This is a genomic window from Pedobacter sp. BS3 (assembly GCF_008274585.1).
Classification (GTDB): Bacteria; Bacteroidota; Bacteroidia; order Sphingobacteriales; family Sphingobacteriaceae; genus Hufsiella_A.
Window position 1 is genome coordinate 194598 of sequence record NZ_VTRT01000002.1, and the last position, 18236, is coordinate 212833.

The window sequence follows — 18236 nt, forward strand, 5'->3', positions numbered from 1 at the left end:
TAAAGATGCCCAAATTTGTCATCCGATTTGGCATTACCTGTTTTATTTGTTTTTATTTGCAAAAAATCGCTTTTTGAATGGCAAAAAATCTCCTTATAGTTGAATCTCCTGCGAAAGCAAAAACCATAGAAGGTTACCTGGGCAAAGATTTCCTGGTAAAATCCAGTTATGGGCATATCCGTGACCTGGTAAAAACAGACGACGCAATCGATGTTAATAACGGATTCGCTCAGAAATACGAAGTTCCGGCAGATAAAAAAGCTGTAGTTTCGGAGCTTAAAAAGCTGGCTAAAGATGCAGAAACCGTATGGCTTGCATCTGATGAGGACCGCGAGGGGGAAGCCATATCCTGGCATCTGTACGAAACGCTGAATCTCCAGAAAGACCGAACCAAGCGCATTGTTTTTCACGAGATTACCAAGCCGGCTATTCTCCGGGCGATAGAATCGCCACGCAGTATTGATTATAACCTGGTTAATGCACAGCAGGCACGCCGCGTTTTAGACCGTTTAGTGGGTTTTGAGCTATCGCCGGTATTATGGAAAAAGGTAAAACCGGCGCTTTCGGCAGGACGCGTACAGTCGGTCGCTGTTCGCCTGATCGTGGAGCGTGAACGCGAAATAAACCGGTTCAAGGCTGTGGCCACATTCAAAATCACCGCGATCTTTACTACCGGAAAACAAAAAGAGCTGGTGCGTGCCGAACTACCGCAACGGTTTGATACCGAGGCGGAGGCAAAGAAATTCCTGGAAGATTGTATTCCGGCAAATTTCCACATCAGTAACCTGGAAACCAAACCGGCAAAACGCAGTCCGGCGCCGCCGTTTACCACTTCTACGCTGCAACAGGAAGCCAGCAGAAAGCTGGGCTATTCGGTTTCAAGAACCATGAGCATTGCTCAAAAGCTGTATGAATCCGGGAAAATAACCTATATGCGTACCGACTCGGTCAATTTATCCGATACCGCTTTAAATGCTGCCGCTGCCGAAATAAGATCCGCTTACGGCGAAAAATATCACCACCGGCGACAATTCCGCACCAAAACAGCCGGTGCGCAGGAGGCACACGAGGCTATACGTCCTACCTACTTTGAGCAGCATACCATCAATGGCGACAATTCTGAAAAGCGTCTGTATGAGCTTATCTGGAAACGTGCCATTGCATCGCAAATGAGCGAAGCGCTGTTTGAAAAAACGGTTGCCCGCATATCGGTTTCCACCCGCTCTGAAGAATTTACAGCAACCGGCGAAGTGATGAAATTCGACGGTTTCCTGAAAGTTTATATCGAATCGACCGATGAAGACCAGGACACACTGGCCGACGATAACGCGGACAATGCCATTTTACCTCCTCTTGTTCAGGGACAGGAGTTATTTTCACAGGAAATCATTGCTACTGAACGTTATACGCGTCCACCGGCACGATATACGGAAGCCAGCCTGGTAAAAAAGCTCGAAGAGCTGGGCATTGGCAGGCCATCAACCTACGCTCCTACCATTTCAACCATACAAAACCGCGGCTATGTGGTTAAAGAAGACCGGGAAGGTAAGCAACGTTCGTTTACAGTACTTACCCTGAAAGACAAGCATATTTCAAACCGGCAAAAAACAGAAATTACCGGCGCCGAAAAGGCAAAACTGTTCCCTACCGATATTGGCGGTGTTGTCAATGATTTCCTGGTAGACCATTTCAAGGGAATTGTTGACTATAACTTTACGGCTTCGGTAGAAAAGGAATTTGATGAGATTGCACAGGGTCTGAAGGATTGGACCAAGATGCTGCATTCGTTCTATAACCCGTTCCACAGCGAGGTTGAAACTACGCTTCAAACTGCCGAGCGGGCTACCGGAGAACGGCTGTTGGGTGTTGATCCGGCAAGCGGTAAAAATGTGTACACCAAGGTTGGAAAGTTTGGCCCGTTGGTACAGATCGGTGAAAATGATGATGCCGATAAGCCCCGTTATGCCAGCTTACTAAAAACCCAATCTGTTGACACCGTTACCCTGGACGATGCGCTGCAATTATTCAAATTACCTTTCCAACTGGAAGATTACAAAGGTAAGGAGGTATCTGTTGGTGTTGGCCGTTTTGGCCCGTATGTAAAATGGGGTGATACTTTTATCTCCGTTCCCAAAAATGAAGATCCGTTATCCATTAATATGGATCGGGCCATTGCCATTATTGATGAGAAAATTACGGCTGATGCCCCCGTTTCCCAGTACGAAGGCTTACCGGTTACCAAGGGAACAGGCCGGTTTGGCCCATACATTAAGTGGAAGGATCTGTACATCAACGTGCCTAAAAGCTATAATTTCGATAATCTGAGTGCGAATGATATTGCCGAACTGATCAGTAAAAAGCTCGATAAAGAAGCAAACCGGTACATCAGGCAATGGGAAGCTGAAAAAATAGCCATAGAAAATGGTCGCTGGGGGCCGTTCATCCGTTTTGGAAAGCAAATGCTCAAACTGGGTAATAACCCGGCTACCAAACAAAAATATACAGCCGAGGAACTGGCCAATATCAGCCTGGATGAGGTTAAGAAAATTATTACCGCACAGGTTCCTGATGCATTTGAGAACAAGAAAAAGGCTACTGCAAAGAAAAGATAGACAATCACGTATTAAGTATAAAGTAAAAAGTTGAGCGGAGCGAAACTCCCCCGAGTAATTCGGGGTTCGGGATGAAAACCGGTAATACGCTTTACATCTGAAACCAGAGATATAAAGATGGGTTTAGGGGTCAGTTTATAGTTAACTTAATATTAAGACTGCTTCGCTTTGCTCGCAGTGACGCCTATCTCTATTTGCCGTAATTGTAATTCGGTAGTATTTTGGAGGAAGCAATCTATAGATACTCATCATTAAACATATTCAAAAAACATTGCTTTGATCAAGGATTTGCCCGAAAATAATGTAGAAGATGTAGCTATTGCCGTGGTGCTTGAAAGCGAATCGCCGGAAGGCAAGCAATGGAACGTTTATCTTATCAACCTGAAGAATGAACGGATTGAAACCGTGTTGGTAAGCTCAAAGGGTTATGGTTTGAAAGATGGCGAAGATGTTAAAACTTCCATTCTCCGGCATTCTATGGGCGATATTGAGGCTAAAGGCTATGCCCAGATCGAAGCTATTGATGAGCAGATATTCGGCTTAACTAATGAATATTGGCTCAGCTACTACATTAACGGAATAATTTACGATAAGAAATTTATCTTCCTGCCGGAGAGTATTATTGATTCTAACCTTATCCGCGTTCCGGTTATCAATAAACCGGGGGTGATGATCGGATAACGAGGTAAAACCCTATTGACTTGTCAGCTTGCGGATTATCAATTCATTTTAATTTAAATCATTTGGTAAAGCCGGAGGCTTAAACGTAGCCGGAGCTTCGCTCAATCAGATTAACCCATAAAATCGGAAGTGGCATGAAATTCTATTTCCGGAAAGTCCTGTTTAGCTAAATTGATCGCCCAGTCGCTGTCGCCCAGGTAAACCGGGTTTCCGTCTTTATCGTGTGCAATGTGAGATGCCCGCCGTTTGATAATATCCTGGAGTGCATTTTTATCTTTGGAGCTGATCCATTTCGAACGTGAAAATGATAATGTTCTGAATGCGCATTTGGCGCCGTATTCATGTTCCAGCCTGAAGCTGATCACTTCAAATTGCAGGTTCCCCACCGTACCCACAATTTTCCGGTTACCGGGTTGCTGAACAAATAATTGTGCAACACCTTCTTCGGTTAGCTGCTGTAAGCCTTTTTCTAATTGCTTGGTTTTTAGTGGATCACGGTTCTCCACTTCTTTAAATATTTCCGGCGAGAAGCTTGGTATGCCCTTGAATTGCAGGTTCTCTCCTTCTGTAAGCGTATCGCCAATTTTAAAATTACCACTGTCATATAAACCAATCACATCACCGGGCCAGGCTTCTTCTACCAGGCTTTTCTCATTGGCCATAAAATCCATCGGATTGGCAAATTTCAGCTTTTTACCTAAACGGGTATGGTAATAAAACTTATTGCGCTCAAACTTACCGGAGCATATCCGCAGGAAGGCAATCCGGTCGCGATGGTTGGGGTCAAGGTTAGCATGTATCTTAAAAACAAAACCGGTAAAGGCGGGATCTGTCGCTTTAACTTCCCGCTGTTCTGTCTGGCGGCTTGCCGGGCCGGGCGCTATGGATATGAATGTATCCAGCAGCTCGCGGATGCCGAAATTGTTGATCGCACTGCCAAAAAACACGGGGCACAGCAATCCTTCCAGATACATTTCTTTATCCAACCGGCCATATATCCCTTCCACCATTTCCAGCTCGTACTTAAGCTTATCTACCTCTGCCGGTTGCAAATGAGACTTTAACACATCATCATCCAGGTTTTTTGCCTGAATTAACGGTGCAGTAACCTTACTTTTGTTTGCTTCAAAGAGATTAAGCTGGTTTTGATAAATGTTGTAAATGCCTTTAAAGGTATGTCCCTGCCCGATAGGCCATGAAAGCGGGCAAACACTGATGTGCAATGAGTTTTCCAGCTCATCCAGCAGGTCGAAAGCATCTTTACCTTCGCGATCCATTTTGTTGATGAAAATAATAACCGGGGTATTGCGCATCCGGCAAACTTCCATCAGCCGGAGAGTCTGCTCCTCCACTCCTTTTACACTATCAACAACCAGGATAACACTGTCTACCGCCGAAAGTGTACGATAGGTATCTTCAGCAAAATCTTTGTGTCCCGGCGTATCCAGGATATTTATACGTTTACCCTGGTATTCAAACCCCATGACGGAAGTGGCTACGGAAATGCCCCGCTGCCGTTCGATCTCCATGAAATCGGAAGTATTGCTTTGGTTGGCCTTATTACGTTTTACAGCTCCCGCGGTATTTATTGCACCGCCAAAGAGTAAAAATTTCTCGGTTAAGGTTGTTTTGCCGGCATCCGGGTGACTGATAATGGCAAATGTTTTTCTTTTTTCTATTTCGGGATGTGTACTGCTCATCATTTTTACGGCTGCAAAGGTACAGATTTTTAGAGCAAGCCCGGCCGGTTTATGATTTATGATTTTGGAGCTGCGATTTATAGCGGTGATACCATCGTTATAACCCTGAAAAGGGAATATAGTATGTCATTCCTCTTAGGGATTAAAGTAGCTTAACATGATCTCACTGATATGGTTTTAAGAATAGTGGGGCTTAAAATATCGAAGTACCTAATGCAAAATGGCATCTCCTAAAAGTTCCCATTGCCATCTCTCATAATGAATTATAAGAAATGACAATAGGGCTTTTTACTTTGGAATACTCTTTAATTTTTCTTTTCGTCAGCAACCGGTTCTCCGGCATTTTTTTTAGCAATCTTATGCGGTCGTTTTTTACCGAATGAACCGTTCCTGATCTTCCCTCTTTTGGTTTTGATGTCTCCTTTTCCCATGATTTATTAAGTTAAAAGTAATCGCTTAATCAATTGCAACAACACAGAAAAACAGATAAGGTTTATGTAAGTTACTATATATGGAGTCTTTTTATTTTTGAATTTTACTTATTAACCTCAACTATCCGGGATTCCGCTAAAACATCTTCTTTGGCGGCCAGGTAGCGCTCGGCCTCAAGAGCGGCCATGCAGCCGGTTCCTGCTGCCGTAATAGCCTGACGCCATAATTTGTCCTGGGCATCGCCGCAGGCAAAAACACCTTCTATATTGGTTTGTGTACTGTCTGGCTTGGTTATCAGGTAACCGGTTTCATCCATATCCAGCCAGCCTTTAAAAATATCGGTATTGGGCTTGTGGCCAATGGCTACAAAAAAGCCGGTAACCGGAATAACCGTTTCGGCCTGCGTTTGGTTATTCGCCACCTTTACGCCGGTTACATTCTGCCCATCGCCTACTATCTCGCGGGTTTCGGTATTATAATGTATTTCAATGTTCGGTGTATGTAATACCCGGTTCTGCATGGCTTTGGATGCCCTGAACTCGTCCCGGCGAACCAGCATGTGCACCTTATTACACAATTTGGCCAGGTAGGTAGCTTCTTCTGCAGCGGTATCTCCGGCGCCAACAATGGCCACATCCTGCCCCTTAAAGAAAAAGCCATCGCAAACGGCACAGGCCGATACACCAAATCCGTTGTACTTCTGCTCGCTTTCCAATCCCAGCCATTTGGCCGAAGCACCGGTTGCTATAATGACAGTATCGGCAGTTACCGTTTTATGCTCGTCGATCACTACTTTGTGGGGCAATGATGAAAAATCGACCGAAGTAACATAACCAAAGCGAATATCGGTTCCGAAACGTTCGGCCTGCTTCCGGAAATCCTCCATCATTTCGGGGCCCATCACGCCTTCGGGATAACCGGGAAAATTCTCAACATCGGTAGTTTGTGTGAGCTGTCCGCCCGGCACAATACCGGTATAAAGCACCGGCTTCAAATCGGCACGAGCCGCATAAATAGCCGCAGTATAGCCTGCCGGCCCTGAGCCTATAATCAGGCAACTTACGTGTTCGGTTTCTTCTGACATTGACATTTTAATTTTGGCAAATTTAACTTTTTAACCAGGGCATGGCAACAGGTGTTTGTCAACATATTATACTATTAAGCCAAATTCAAAAGGCCAGTGCAAAGGCTAACCAGTTTGTCTGAATAAGCTATCGACAACACCACTATTAAAATTAGACAGGAAAAAAGCTAAGCGAACAAGTTACGTTGTGTGATGCAGTACAAAAACAGGGCATTACCAGTTGGAAACGCTATAAGAGCATTGTCTAAAATGCAGATAAACAGACGATTTTTCGACAGCGAAATGCGGGACATTTATTTTTGTTTGCGAAAATCTTCAACATTATTTCTGGAATGTTAAAAACTTATTGCACTTATTTTCTCCAAAAGCCTTGTATCTATAGCCCAGAGTACTATATTTGGGCTTAAATACTAACTAAAATGGAAAAATTCAATCAAATCAAATCACTGATTTCATCAGCCGAAGCTGATGCTAAGAAATTTTATGAGCAGGGAAATGCTGCTGCAGGAACACGTATTCGTAAAGCATTACAAGAGATCAAATCGCTTTCGCAAGAAGTACGCAACGAAGTTACTGCAATAAAAAACAAAGCTAAGTAGTTACTAATCAAGATACTACTTATGGTATATAAAGGGCCGCCCGTTGTTACAGGCGGCCTTTTATTTTATACCGGTTCTGCTGTGTATCCTGCCTGTTGAAGCGCCTGCTGAACAGCTTCAACAGCTACTTCTGCAGGAACATGCAGCTTTCTTTCGGGGTCTTTTAAATCAACCTGCCAACTGCCTTTACCGGCTACTTCATCCAGGTAAGGTGTTACTTTAGCCACACAGGCATCGCATTTGATATTGGTTTTGAATGTGGTATCTTTCATTTTTATGGATTTAACTTTATGATGATAGCTTAACTGTTCTCAGCAGCAGACTATTGGTAACTACCGAAACCGAGCTTAAGGCCATTGCAGCTCCGGCAATCATGGGGTTTAACAAAAAACCATTCCAGGCATACAGCACCCCGGCCGCCAGCGGTATCCCGATAAGGTTATAAATAAATGCCCAGAATAAATTCTGCCGGATAGTTGCAACTGTTTTTTGCGACAGCTTAAATGCTTTGGGTATAGCCTGCAGATCGGATGTAAGCAGGGTTATTTTGGCAACATCCATAGCTATGTCAGAGCCTTTACCCATGGCAATGCTGATGTCGGCAAGGGCCAAAGCTGTTGAATCGTTTATACCGTCGCCGGCCATAGCCACTGTGTTGCCGGCTTCCTGCTGGCGCTTAATCCATTCCGCTTTTGCCGATGGCAGCAGTCCCGCCTCGAATTCACTGATACCAACTTCGGCAGCTACGGCTCTTGCCGTTTGCTCATTATCGCCGGTTAGCATTACTACCCTGATCCCTTCCTGCTGTAACTGCGCTATCGCTTTACGCGATGTATCTTTTATTTTATCGGCAATTATCAGTATCGCGATAAGCTGCCGGTTACGGGCGAAATACACCAGACTATTGGCCTTATTCTGCCAGGCTGATGCCTCTCCGGCCGTTTCAGCATTGATCTTCACCGCCTGTTCATGCATCAGCTCCAGGTTTCCGGCCGTATACGTATCCCCGTTAAAGGTAGCTTTTACTCCCCTTGCGGTAATATTTTCATAGGTATTAAACGTAACCAACGGTTGGTCTGTGTCTAACGTCCGGCATACCGCTTCGGCCAGCGGATGCGTTGAATGTGCTTCCAGGCTATATAATATGCGTTTAAATTCTTCCTGTTCCGCTTCCGGCACATTCCAGGTTATATGCTGAATGGCGGGTTTTCCCTCGGTAATGGTTCCGGTTTTATCGAGCACCAGCACGTCTACTTTGCGGGCTATTTCCAGGCTTTCGGCATCCTTTATCAGGATATTGTGCTCTGCCCCGATACCAACGCCAACCATAATGGCTGTAGGCGTTGCCAGTCCCAGCGCACACGGACAGGCGATCACCAGCACTGTTACCGAAGTTAACAGCGCATGTGTAAACGCATTTCCCCCCCCGACAAGCATCCAAACCACAAACGTAACGATGGCGATACCTATTACTACCGGAACAAATATGCCTGCGATTTTGTCCACCAATTTCTGCACGGGCGCCTTACTTGCCTGCGCTTCCTGCACCTGCCTGATGATATGCGACAGGAAGGTATCGGCCCCTACCTGCTGCGCCTGCATGCGGAAGCTGCCGTTCTGGTTGATGGTTCCCGCCATTACCTTGCTTTTTTCCTGCTTCGCCACGGCAACAGGTTCGCCGGTAATCATACTTTCGTCTACATAAGAGCTTCCGCTGATCACTTCCCCATCCACCGGTATTTTATCGCCGGGACGCACAATCACGGTATCGCCCACCGCAACCCGGGTTACCGGTATAGCTTGCTCCTCGTTGTTGCGCAGCACCAGCACCGTTTTCGGTTGTAGCCCCATCAGCTTTTTAATAGCTGCAGATGTGTTGAACCGGGCCCGTTCTTCCAGCAGCCGGCCAAGCGATATAAACGTGATAATAACAGCTACCGATTCATAATATACATGCGGCTCCAGGTTCCGGGATAACCAGTATCCGGGATAAACCGTATTGAACACGCTGAACAAAAAAGCAATACCTGTGCTCAAGGCCACCAGGGTATCCATATTGGCCCGGCCGTGTGCAGCCTGTTTCCAGGCATTTACAAAGAACATACGACCAAACCAGGTCAAAACCGGCAAGGTTAACAGCATCGATATCCACGTCCCGTAAGGCATATCCATCAGAAACATGCCTATAATAAATACAGGCAGTGTCAGTATAGCCGATGCGATGGTATATAATTTTGCCTGCCGGTAGTGCTCAGATTGTATCTGCTCCTGCTTTTCGGCGCTGTTATCTTCATCAATAATCAGGTCGTATCCAATAGACTGAACGGCTTTTTGCAAGGCTTCGGTAGTAACGCGATGTTCATCATAAACTACATTAGCAGTCATGTTAGCGTAGTTTACACCGGCTTCCTGGACGCCTTCTACCGACTGCAACATAGATTCTACACTCACGGCACAGGAAGCGCAACTCATACCGGTTACCGGAAATATTTTATGTTGAAGTTCTGACATATCACTTTTTATATTGTTGTACACAAATATCACGCTATAGCGACCATAAGCTGTTATACAATTTTGTTTAATGATTATAACATTAGGTTGCTTTTAAGAAGTAAATTACTAAATATTTTAGTAATTTTGTTTTATGAAAAGCTTATTCTTAATTGCCCTGCTCCCACCAGAGCAGCTCAGCGAACAGATTGACGGCATCCGGAAAGAATGTTCTGAAAAGTATAACGTTTATGCCGCGTTGAAACCGCCCGTCCACCTTACGTTATACCGGACCATACATATTGAACAACACTTAGAGAAACATTTAGAAAAGGTTTTAATGCAGGCGACGCACAGGGATCCGTTTACCGTGACGCTTGAAAATTTTGATTCGTTTAACAATCAGACCTTGTTTATAAACTGTATCAAAAGTCCTCCCCTGGCCGCACTGCAAAAAAGCATATCGGCAATCATCAGCCGTAACCGCTTTGACCCGCGGGAGGTAAAAGGCGGCAATACGCTTTTCAAGCCTCATATTACCATTGCCTACCGGGATGTCAGTCCGGAAATCTTCCCGGTTATGTGGGATGAATACAAATCACGAAAATTTAAACGGGAATTTCCGGTACATGCGTTTACCTTATTAAAGCACAATGGCAAGCAATGGCAGCCTGTTAAACACTACAACCTCGTACCGCAGAATGAATCTTTAACTTTGTTCTAAATTTATTACGATGATAGATAAGCACTTAAAGCCAGATTTTATAAAAAATAGCAGATAGCATTTGCACAATACACCTGATAACTCTATATTTGCACCACTTTAACGGAAACGGTTAAACGTTCTGAAAAAGTGATGATTCCGTAGCTCAGCCGGTAGAGCATAACACTTTTAATGTTGGGGTCCTGGGTTCGAGTCCCAGCGGGATCACTTCTTGGGACAAGTCTAAAAATGATAGACTTGTCCCTTTTTTTTTGCCCTGTAACTTGCTGTTATTCTGATAAATAAGAGCAATCGCAGAATTTAGTCTCGGAGTTCGATGTCTTGTTCCGTCAAATTCCAAAAAATCGGGGAACATCGAACTCACTATAAGCCTTTTTTCCTCAATATCGCCGTTTTCATAGCGTCTATCAATGTTTGCGACCTTTTTTAAGGTAGATGCAACTAAATCCTTAATCTCTGTTCCGACCACCGCCAAGTCATTTAATCTTCGTTCCAAAACCTCAATCTTTCCTTTGGTCAGTTTCTTTACTTCTTGGAAATCATCGTCTGCCATTTCTCCGTCCGCATTCTTTAAAAGTGCATTTTGATAGCGTTTGTTCAACGCATCAATCTCACCAATGATATTTGCCCGTTCGGTATTTTGGGCTTTGGTTTTGTTATTGAAATCTTTAATAAAGGCTTCGATAAAAACATCGATCATGCCCTCTTTTGGCGACATATACCGTAATTGTTTTAAGAAAGCCTCATTAGCGGTTTCAGCTTTGAACCGTACTCCGCAAGCGGAAGTGCAATGATAGTAATTGTAATAAACCCCCATCTTGCCTTTTGAGGCACTTCCGGTCAGCATACGCTCACATTTAGGGCATTTGAGAAACCCTCTAAGTGGCAAATTGTCCATAGCCACGATTTTAGGCTTTACAATCCTCTTTCTCCCATCGAGAATATCCTGCACATCAGCAAAGGTCTTTTCGCTGATTAAAGGCTCGTGTTGTCCTTTGACAAAATATCCCTTTTCCTCTTTGTACGGAGGGATGAATATTTTGCCACAGTACAAAGGGTTACGGACGGCTACCCAAAAATTATTTTTGCTGAACCGACCTTTCCCATCAGCTTTCTCCCGAACCATTTTCCATATCTGTTCCGTATTAAAGTTATTGGAAACGATTTGTTCAAACGCCCATTTTAAAAGCGGTGCTTCAAAATCATGGGGTGCAATGAATTTCTTTTTGCCTTCTGTTATCTTATTGATATACCCCAATGGAGCAGTACCCATATAACGCCCCTCTTTTTTCGCCCTGCGCATTCCGTGAAAAACGTTCAATGCACGCCTGTCGTTCTCAACTTCAGGTGAAGCAAGATAGAACGCAAGCATGATTTTATTTTCGGGAATGGTAAGGTCTAAAGGCTGTTCTATTGCCACAGGTTCAACGCCATGTGTACGTAACTGGTTAATCATTTGGTAGGCATCCCCTGCGTTCCTACTGAACCTATCCCATTTGGTAAATAGTATTATTGACCCCGCTTTGTTGTTCTTTGTTTTACGTAGGTTAGATAAATATTTCTGCCACTCTGGACGTTTGAAAGATTTTGCTGAATGGTCTTCTATGTACACATCTCTTACCGGAATGCCTTTGATTTCACAATATCTTCTTAGCCTGTCTTCTTGGTCACGTTGCGAATACCCTTTGTCCGCTTGCTCGTCTGTCGATACACGTATGTATAAATCTGCCTTTCTCATCACAACAGTTTTCCTTGTTCATTAGATTAAAGTTTTCCTCTTAGATACTGGTTAACTGCAATATGAGCTATCTTCTTAACAAAATCCAAGATGGTTTTTGCTTCCTCTATATCGACCTCTGTTCCTTTCTTTTTCAAGATTTGTATAACTCGTTCAGGAGTTAAATCGTTCGTTGTTTCTTTCTCCATCCTCAACTCATTTTGCATGTTAACCGTTCGGATTAATCCGCATAGACAAACTTATCGAGTTGATGGAAGGAGTATTAGAATATGTCTTCTTACTGGATTACTTGGCTTAGATTGGCTCATAGCATTACAATAGCCTAAGCACATTTACGGCATTCGCTTAGCTACTGACCGCAAAAGAGCTTATGGCTATGATTGGGAACAGGAGATTGAAGATGTCGTTCCACAGATTTGGCTGTTCCACTCCAAACTTCAATCACCTGTAGCTGTACCAACAGATATTAAATTCTTTCTGAACCATTTCCCAAATGCTATCCTCACTACTTCCACGATTGGTTTTACGTAAAAGTCGAGTATGCCTGTTGTTTACGTTTCATGGAGCAAAGGTATGTCCGTGTTCTTAACGTAGTCAAAAGGTCAAGACAAGTTTGGAAAAAAAATCTCCACCTATGGGTAGTATTTTTTTTCCAAAACCTTGTGCCTACTAAACACTAACCTTTTATGCTCCCGAAACGAAACACAGCATACTCCGGCTCTTTACACGAATAAAAAAAATGTCAGGCATGAGGATTAAAAGCATTGAAAATAGTATTGAAACAAAACAACAGCACCTCCTCTCATTGCCGAATAAATCAAAAAAAATAATTCAAAACAGTAAAGAAATGATACAGCAAATAAACACATCGGAAGCAAGCGTATATGTCGGCACATACGGAAAATATAATGACGGTTCAATCTTCGGGGAATGGCTAAAGCTGTCCGACTATGCAGATAAAAAAGAGTTTTACACGGCTTGCAAGGAGTTACACAATGACGAGGCAGACCCCGAATTTATGTTTCAAGATTACGAGAACATCCCGAACGGCTTAATCGGCGAATGTTGGCTAAGCGATAATATTTTTGATGTTTTGGAGGCTTTGGAAGATATGGACGAGAGCCGACAAGAAGCATTCCTATTATGGTGCGACAACAAAAGCCACAAGCTAAGCGAGGACGATATTAACGACCTTATAAGTGATTTTGACGATGATTATATAGGTGAATACAAGGACGAGGAAGATTTTGCCTATGAACAGATAGAGCAAATGGATTTACCCGAATTTGCAAAAAGGTACTTCGATTATGAGGCTTTTGCCCGTGACCTATTTTGCTGTGATTATTGGAGCGATAACGGTCATGTATTTTACAATTCCTAACCCATAGGCGACCATCTGCAAAGGTGGTCGCCTAAAAAATAATTAAAGTTTTAAAAAATGACCTCAAAGCATGATACGGGCATGATTCGGAAAAATGCTTTACTCTAAAATTCGGTCGGGCAAAAAGACAGATCCTTCCCAGGTCGGAACCGTCTTTTTGCAGAAAGCGGAACAACCACTTTGTAAAATGCTCCGTTCCACAATACCAACACATCTGCATTTCCCAAACAGGTTGTGTCGTAGTGGACTACTTTCTTTCATGAGTGAAACGAAAAAGAAAGTAGCAAAGAAACCAATATTTATGATTGACTTTTAAAATATTCCGTCACTATTCCACTAATCCCTACACTGAAATATTTTTTGTTTTCGCTCAATGCTCTAATGGCTGTCACTAATTCTTCGGGATCGGAAAATTTCAAGACATACCCCGATACACCTGCCTTTAGCACATCCCTTACACGCTCGGTGTCGTTTTCCGTACTTGAAATTAGGACTTTTAAATCGGGGTGTTTTTTGAGCAAAACTTTAGCGGTGGCAAAGTCTTCCTCGATGATACAGACATCCGGCCACACGCCATGCTCTTTTAACTTTTGCAGGGCTTCCTGTCCGTTGCCTGTTTGGAACAATACCGTATAGCCCGAATTTTCGAGTTGCTTTACAGACATATCTCGAAGCTGTGCATTATCATCTATGACCGCTACACAAAAATTGTTTTTGTTTTCTTTTCCAGTATTCATAATATCTGTTTTAAAGTAGCGACCTGCAATAAAAAAAGCGCAGGCAACTACACTTACTCGATACTGGGGTACTGGTATACCTTATCTCCAAATAAGCGAGCGCCCACGCCTATAGCGTGAGCGTTCTTACTTATTGTCTCGGAGATATAAAAATTACCAGTTTTCAGTACCAAGACTTAAAGCAAAAACACTTTAAGTATTTTAATATTTTCTATTAGCAAAGATAACGAAGCGGTTTATTATACACAATAATATAATCCTATCCTTTAGGAGTAAAATACACTATATATTAAGCCTAAAAAAATCCCGCCACATCGGGCAGGATTTTTCTGTCTTTAATCACGGCTGTTAAACTGGAAACTTATCTGTTTTTCGTTCCCGAAATTGTCCGAAATCCAAATGTCAAAAGACTGTGATACGGTCGATTGGGAAGTGTAATACAACCTAAACTGTGTCTGTGGCAACACGTACAGGTCATTGGGCATATATGGCGGTTCGCTGTAATACCGCAATGCTCCCTGTCCGTCAAACTGGAAATAGCGGATAAAGTATTTCGCATCACTGAAATTGCCCGACCGTTGAACGGTAATCCTTATTTCAACGGTCTGCCCGTTTGTCACCTCTTTGGGTACAGGCATTACCTGTACCTCAAAAGGATAATTCTGCCTGATGTCGAGTTCGTCTTTTTCGCACGAGGTAAGCACCACGGTGCAGACCAACATCGCCAAGAGCATAAACGTTGCCTGTAAATGAAGCCTGTATTTTCTGATTAATGTTTTCATTGCAAATCATTTTAAAAGTTAAACCTTAGTCCAATCCCTGCCAATGGACGAAACTGTTTCAAATCTGTACCCCAAAGCACTTTTGTTCGCCCTTGCAGGAGCAGGACAAAACGGTCGGACAGGTATGTTTCGAGCGTGAGCCGTCCACCCGTACCATAGACAAAATTGTCTCTGTCGAGGATGGTCGAGCCGTCCGGTAGCACTGCCTCGCTCCGGTTGATGGTTTCGTAACCTACCACGGCTGTAAGCCCTGCATTCAGCGTGACGGTCTTCCGTGCATCGCCCAATAGCTGAAGACTGTAACCCACCTCGCTCGTATAGGTTTCGAGCGGTATCTGTACATCCCTGTAACCGGAAATCTGATGGGCATATTCCGCACCCCATATCCAGTAATTGCCGTTCTTTCCGTTCACGGTAAGGGTCAAATTCAGATAGTAATTGTCGCTTACTTCTTTGGACAGCATACCTGCGTTTACCTCCAATCCCTTTTGTTTGGGGAGCATTCGCTGTGCTTGTACCGCCGTGATGCTCCACATGGCAAGCACCACGGTAAAAATGTATGTTTTCATCTTTATAATTTTCTTTTTAATGGTGATGAAGCTTGCATGGGTTCATATAAAATACTTTAAGGCAACCCATGCAGGTATCATTGTTCTTTCGTTTTGGGTTAATTAATCTTTAGGTGCATATCGTTTATCAACTTGGCATTTACGAGGTCGGAATTTTCCACCTGCAATACCTGTTGTCTGCCACCGTTCTTTTCAAAGACTTCTATCACCAGTACCTTGTCATCCGTGATGGTAAACTGGTCGAGCAGGAACACGTTTTGGTCGGTCGTATTGCCCGTGATTTCACCGAGAGTTTTGTACGTCCGTAGTGGTTGCATTGCCTTTTCCTGTACCACGGTACGCTTGGCTACTTTCTTGTCCATCACCTTGAAATTCACAAAATCAATATTGAACGGCACATTGCTTTTGTTGCGCAGTTCCGTATGGAAATAGAATTTTCCATGATGCACGTAGATACCTTTCAGCAGAAATTGTATGCCGTAGCTTTTCGACCCGATATGCTTTACAATCCGTTTGTTTTTCTTGTAAATCGTTTCCATGAGCAAGCCTGCCAGTGACGGAGAATTGCCCCCTAATTCCTCAAACAGAACATCGTTCCCGTTTTCCCTGTCCGATGCCTTTTGCATCGTCAGCAAATCATAATTCAACGCTAGCGGATAAGCACTGTAAAAGACGTTGAAATTGTAGAAACGTCCATCGTCCGTAATGACGGAAAAATTGGTTTCCTCGTCAAAATCTCTTACGCTTGCCTTAATGCGCAAGACGTTTTCCGCATCTTCGGCTTTGCCTGCGATAAGGTACTCACTGCCCAAATCCACGTAGCGGATAGCGGACGGGAATATCAGATGCGAGGTTTTGCTGTACGTCACCTGCATTTCGTAAGGCTCTACCTTGCCCATGCTCAATTTTGTGGTATTGGATGCAACTTGCTGTGCGTTTGCGCCTGTGATAAATACCGTCAAACAGACCATTGCCAAGAGGCTTTTAAATATTGCGTTCATATCGTTATTATTTTATTTTTAATGGTGATATGGAATGTCCATGCGTGTTGATTTTTTCGGAAACATGGACATTTCATTTTCGTTTTTATTTTAGTTGAACATTAGTTTTTTGAAACAAGGAAAATTTGATGACCGGCTTTGACGGTTACTTTGGGTGTCCTTACTTTCTTGGAGAAGTAACCCGATACACCCTGTACCACACCACGGGAGAGGTCGCCTGCCACCTGTTGACCTGCCGAGCGTGTCATCATAATGGACGTGCCGGAGGTTTGGCTCATGTTGGAAGCTATCTCGCTAAGGGCGTTCATTTCGGGCGAATATGGCACATATAGCCCTTGCTGTCCGTCCAAATCGTACACGGTTATATCGACCGGAATAATGTTGCCCTCATATTCGATGGACGTTACCTTTAACTGCAACCTGCCACCTTGAAACTTGGCATTTGCCGTCAATACCGTTCCTGCCGGAATGGAGCGGACAGGCGTTTGTGCCGTTTCCAACAGGCGCAAACGCACACCACTTTCGCCCGTAACGACCTGTGTTTCCTGTATCACTGCCTTGATGCTGTTTTTGGGCGGTATGACCTGTTCCGAAACACCTGCCGTATAAAAGCCACGGTTTCGGGTTTCGTTCCAGTTTGCCAAAAAAGCACTGTCGGTCGGTTCACGGTACAAGGCGGAAACCGTATTTTTCCTTACGGGTGTGAATGCCACGAAATGTTCTTTTTGCGAGGCACTCTTTGCTGAAACCGTTGTGTCAACATTACCTGTCTGTGCCGGATTTGACGGCAGGTAACGGGATGCCATTTCGTATGACTTTTCCATCAAAGCCAGTTGGTCTTCCACGGTCGTTACAGGCGGTACGTCCTTTTCCGCCAGTTGCTCTTTGAGTTCCTCAACCTGTCTGCGGAGTTCCTGCGTTTCGTAATCGCTGTTGTCGTAGAACGAGGTCAGCGTACTTTGCGCACTTCGGTAACTGTTCAATGCAGGGTTACTGTTCCGGCGTGTACCACCGCCGTAAGCGAAGCCGTCTTCGTAGCCCTCATCCGGTTGCTCCGCTTCCGGATCGGCGGTACTGTCCTCGCTCCAATAGTCGGATAGTGACAGAAGCGCATTGCGCTTTTCCTGCATCTTCTGTTCGAGCATTTCCTGTTCATAAGCCTTCTGCTTATCGGATTGAAGCCCTGTATCGGTCGCCTGGGGTACGGCATCGTTCAGACCAATATCCTCAACCGTTTTCTTATCGGAGGACGGTTTGAAGATGAGGTACATACAGCCGAAGAATACCACGCCCATAAGGGCAAAGATGATAGGCTTCTTTAGCTTTTCGGCTTTGTTCTGCGCACCGTCCTGCGGTGCATCCATTCCGTTTTCCATCTCTTTTTTTGCGAACAGAAAACGGATTTTGTCATTATTACTCTCTTTCATTGTTTTTACGTTTTAAGATTGTGTTAATACTGTCCTTCGGAGAAACCAAGGATTTGTTTTGCCCGTTAATCGGGTTTTCGATATGCTCTATCGTTAGGGTATTATCGGGTTGTGCTACATCATAGCATACTTTTATCAGTACGATAATGGACAATAGCGCATAGCCTGCAAAGAGCAGTAGCGTATAGCGATGCTGTTTTTTGACAGGCATCGCTCGCCACTGTCCATCGAGTTTGTCAAACCAATTATTGATTGTTGTTCTTAGATTTTTCATGCCTT

General features: G+C 44.0%; 17 protein-coding genes, 1 tRNA gene and 1 pseudogene. 6 read left to right on the forward strand and 13 right to left on the reverse strand.

What is annotated here, in order from left to right; genetic code table 11:
- The first annotated feature begins 77 nt into the window (after positions 1-77).
- Positions 78-2612, forward strand: coding sequence for a type I DNA topoisomerase (gene topA, locus FW774_RS06465; protein ID WP_149347362.1), 2535 nt, complete (start codon positions 78-80; stop codon positions 2610-2612).
- 276 nt (positions 2613-2888) lie between these two features.
- Entirely contained in the window at positions 2889-3293 is a 405-nt protein-coding gene (locus FW774_RS06470) for a hypothetical protein (protein WP_149347363.1), read from the forward strand.
- 110 nt (positions 3294-3403) lie between these two features.
- On the opposite strand, the gene FW774_RS06475 is transcribed toward FW774_RS06470, so the two are convergent.
- The 3 genes from FW774_RS06475 to trxB all read right to left on the reverse strand — a co-directional run bounded on the left by FW774_RS06475 (position 3404) and on the right by trxB (position 6509).
- Positions 3404-4993, reverse strand: coding sequence for a peptide chain release factor 3 (locus FW774_RS06475; RefSeq protein WP_149347777.1), 1590 nt, complete (start codon positions 4991-4993; stop codon positions 3404-3406).
- Between the two features lie 305 nt (positions 4994-5298).
- Positions 5299-5424, reverse strand: a complete 126-nt coding sequence (locus FW774_RS06480) for a 30S ribosomal protein THX (protein WP_149347364.1) — start codon at positions 5422-5424, stop codon at positions 5299-5301.
- 104 nt (positions 5425-5528) lie between these two features.
- Positions 5529-6509, reverse strand: a complete 981-nt coding sequence (trxB, locus tag FW774_RS06485) for a thioredoxin-disulfide reductase (RefSeq protein ID WP_149347365.1) — start codon at positions 6507-6509, stop codon at positions 5529-5531.
- 419 nt (positions 6510-6928) lie between these two features.
- Between trxB and FW774_RS06490 the strand changes: the two genes are divergently transcribed.
- Positions 6929-7108 carry a histone H1 gene (locus FW774_RS06490; RefSeq protein ID WP_149347366.1) on the forward strand — a complete coding sequence of 60 codons (180 nt, stop codon included), beginning with the start codon at positions 6929-6931 and terminating at the stop codon, positions 7106-7108.
- A 65-nt stretch (positions 7109-7173) separates the two neighbouring features.
- On the opposite strand, the gene FW774_RS06495 is transcribed toward FW774_RS06490, so the two are convergent.
- Positions 7174-7380, reverse strand: coding sequence for a heavy-metal-associated domain-containing protein (locus tag FW774_RS06495; RefSeq protein ID WP_149347367.1), 207 nt, complete (start codon positions 7378-7380; stop codon positions 7174-7176).
- 16 nt (positions 7381-7396) lie between these two features.
- Complete coding sequence (locus tag FW774_RS06500) at positions 7397-9619, reverse strand: heavy metal translocating P-type ATPase (RefSeq protein ID WP_149347368.1); 2223 nt, start codon at positions 9617-9619, stop codon at positions 7397-7399.
- A 133-nt stretch (positions 9620-9752) separates the two neighbouring features.
- Here FW774_RS06500 and FW774_RS06505 point away from each other — a divergent pair, with 133 nt between their 5' ends.
- Positions 9753-10322 carry a 2'-5' RNA ligase family protein gene (locus FW774_RS06505; RefSeq protein ID WP_149347369.1) on the forward strand — a complete coding sequence of 190 codons (570 nt, stop codon included), beginning with the start codon at positions 9753-9755 and terminating at the stop codon, positions 10320-10322.
- Positions 10323-10456: 134 nt separating this feature from the next.
- Positions 10457-10529 (forward strand) — tRNA-Lys (locus FW774_RS06510).
- A gap of 733 nt (positions 10530-11262) precedes the next feature.
- Here the strand turns inward: FW774_RS06510 and FW774_RS20640 are convergent.
- Together FW774_RS20640 and FW774_RS06520 are read right to left on the reverse strand one after the other, a co-directional pair.
- Positions 11263-12060 (reverse strand): annotated as a pseudogene (locus FW774_RS20640) (recombinase family protein); the annotation flags it as partial.
- Between the two features lie 26 nt (positions 12061-12086).
- On the reverse strand, positions 12087-12248 hold the full coding sequence (locus FW774_RS06520; protein WP_187774836.1) for a hypothetical protein: 162 nt from the start codon (positions 12246-12248) through the stop codon (positions 12087-12089).
- A gap of 659 nt (positions 12249-12907) precedes the next feature.
- Between FW774_RS06520 and FW774_RS06525 the strand changes: the two genes are divergently transcribed.
- Positions 12908-13441, forward strand: coding sequence for an antirestriction protein ArdA (locus tag FW774_RS06525; protein WP_149347371.1), 534 nt, complete (start codon positions 12908-12910; stop codon positions 13439-13441).
- A 299-nt stretch (positions 13442-13740) separates the two neighbouring features.
- On the opposite strand, the gene FW774_RS06530 is transcribed toward FW774_RS06525, so the two are convergent.
- From FW774_RS06530 to FW774_RS06555, 6 genes are all read right to left on the reverse strand, one after another.
- Complete coding sequence (locus FW774_RS06530) at positions 13741-14178, reverse strand: response regulator transcription factor (RefSeq protein ID WP_149347372.1); 438 nt, start codon at positions 14176-14178, stop codon at positions 13741-13743.
- 335 nt (positions 14179-14513) lie between these two features.
- Positions 14514-14912, reverse strand: coding sequence for a DUF3872 domain-containing protein (locus FW774_RS06535; protein WP_410522730.1), 399 nt, complete (start codon positions 14910-14912; stop codon positions 14514-14516).
- A gap of 59 nt (positions 14913-14971) precedes the next feature.
- Positions 14972-15529 (reverse strand): conjugal transfer protein TraO, encoded by a 558-nt coding sequence (locus FW774_RS06540; protein ID WP_149347374.1) that lies wholly within the window; start codon positions 15527-15529, stop codon positions 14972-14974.
- Between the two features lie 98 nt (positions 15530-15627).
- Positions 15628-16530, reverse strand: coding sequence for a conjugative transposon protein TraN (gene traN / locus FW774_RS06545; protein ID WP_187774837.1), 903 nt, complete (start codon positions 16528-16530; stop codon positions 15628-15630).
- 101 nt (positions 16531-16631) lie between these two features.
- Positions 16632-17957, reverse strand: coding sequence for a conjugative transposon protein TraM (traM, locus tag FW774_RS06550; RefSeq protein ID WP_149347375.1), 1326 nt, complete (start codon positions 17955-17957; stop codon positions 16632-16634).
- The gene (locus tag FW774_RS06555; protein ID WP_149347376.1) at positions 17944-18231 is read right to left on the reverse strand and encodes a nitrogen regulatory IIA protein; all 288 of its coding nucleotides are present in this window, start codon (positions 18229-18231) and stop codon (positions 17944-17946) included. The genes traM and FW774_RS06555 overlap by 14 nt, the downstream gene beginning before the upstream one ends.
- Positions 18232-18236 lie beyond the last annotated feature (5 nt).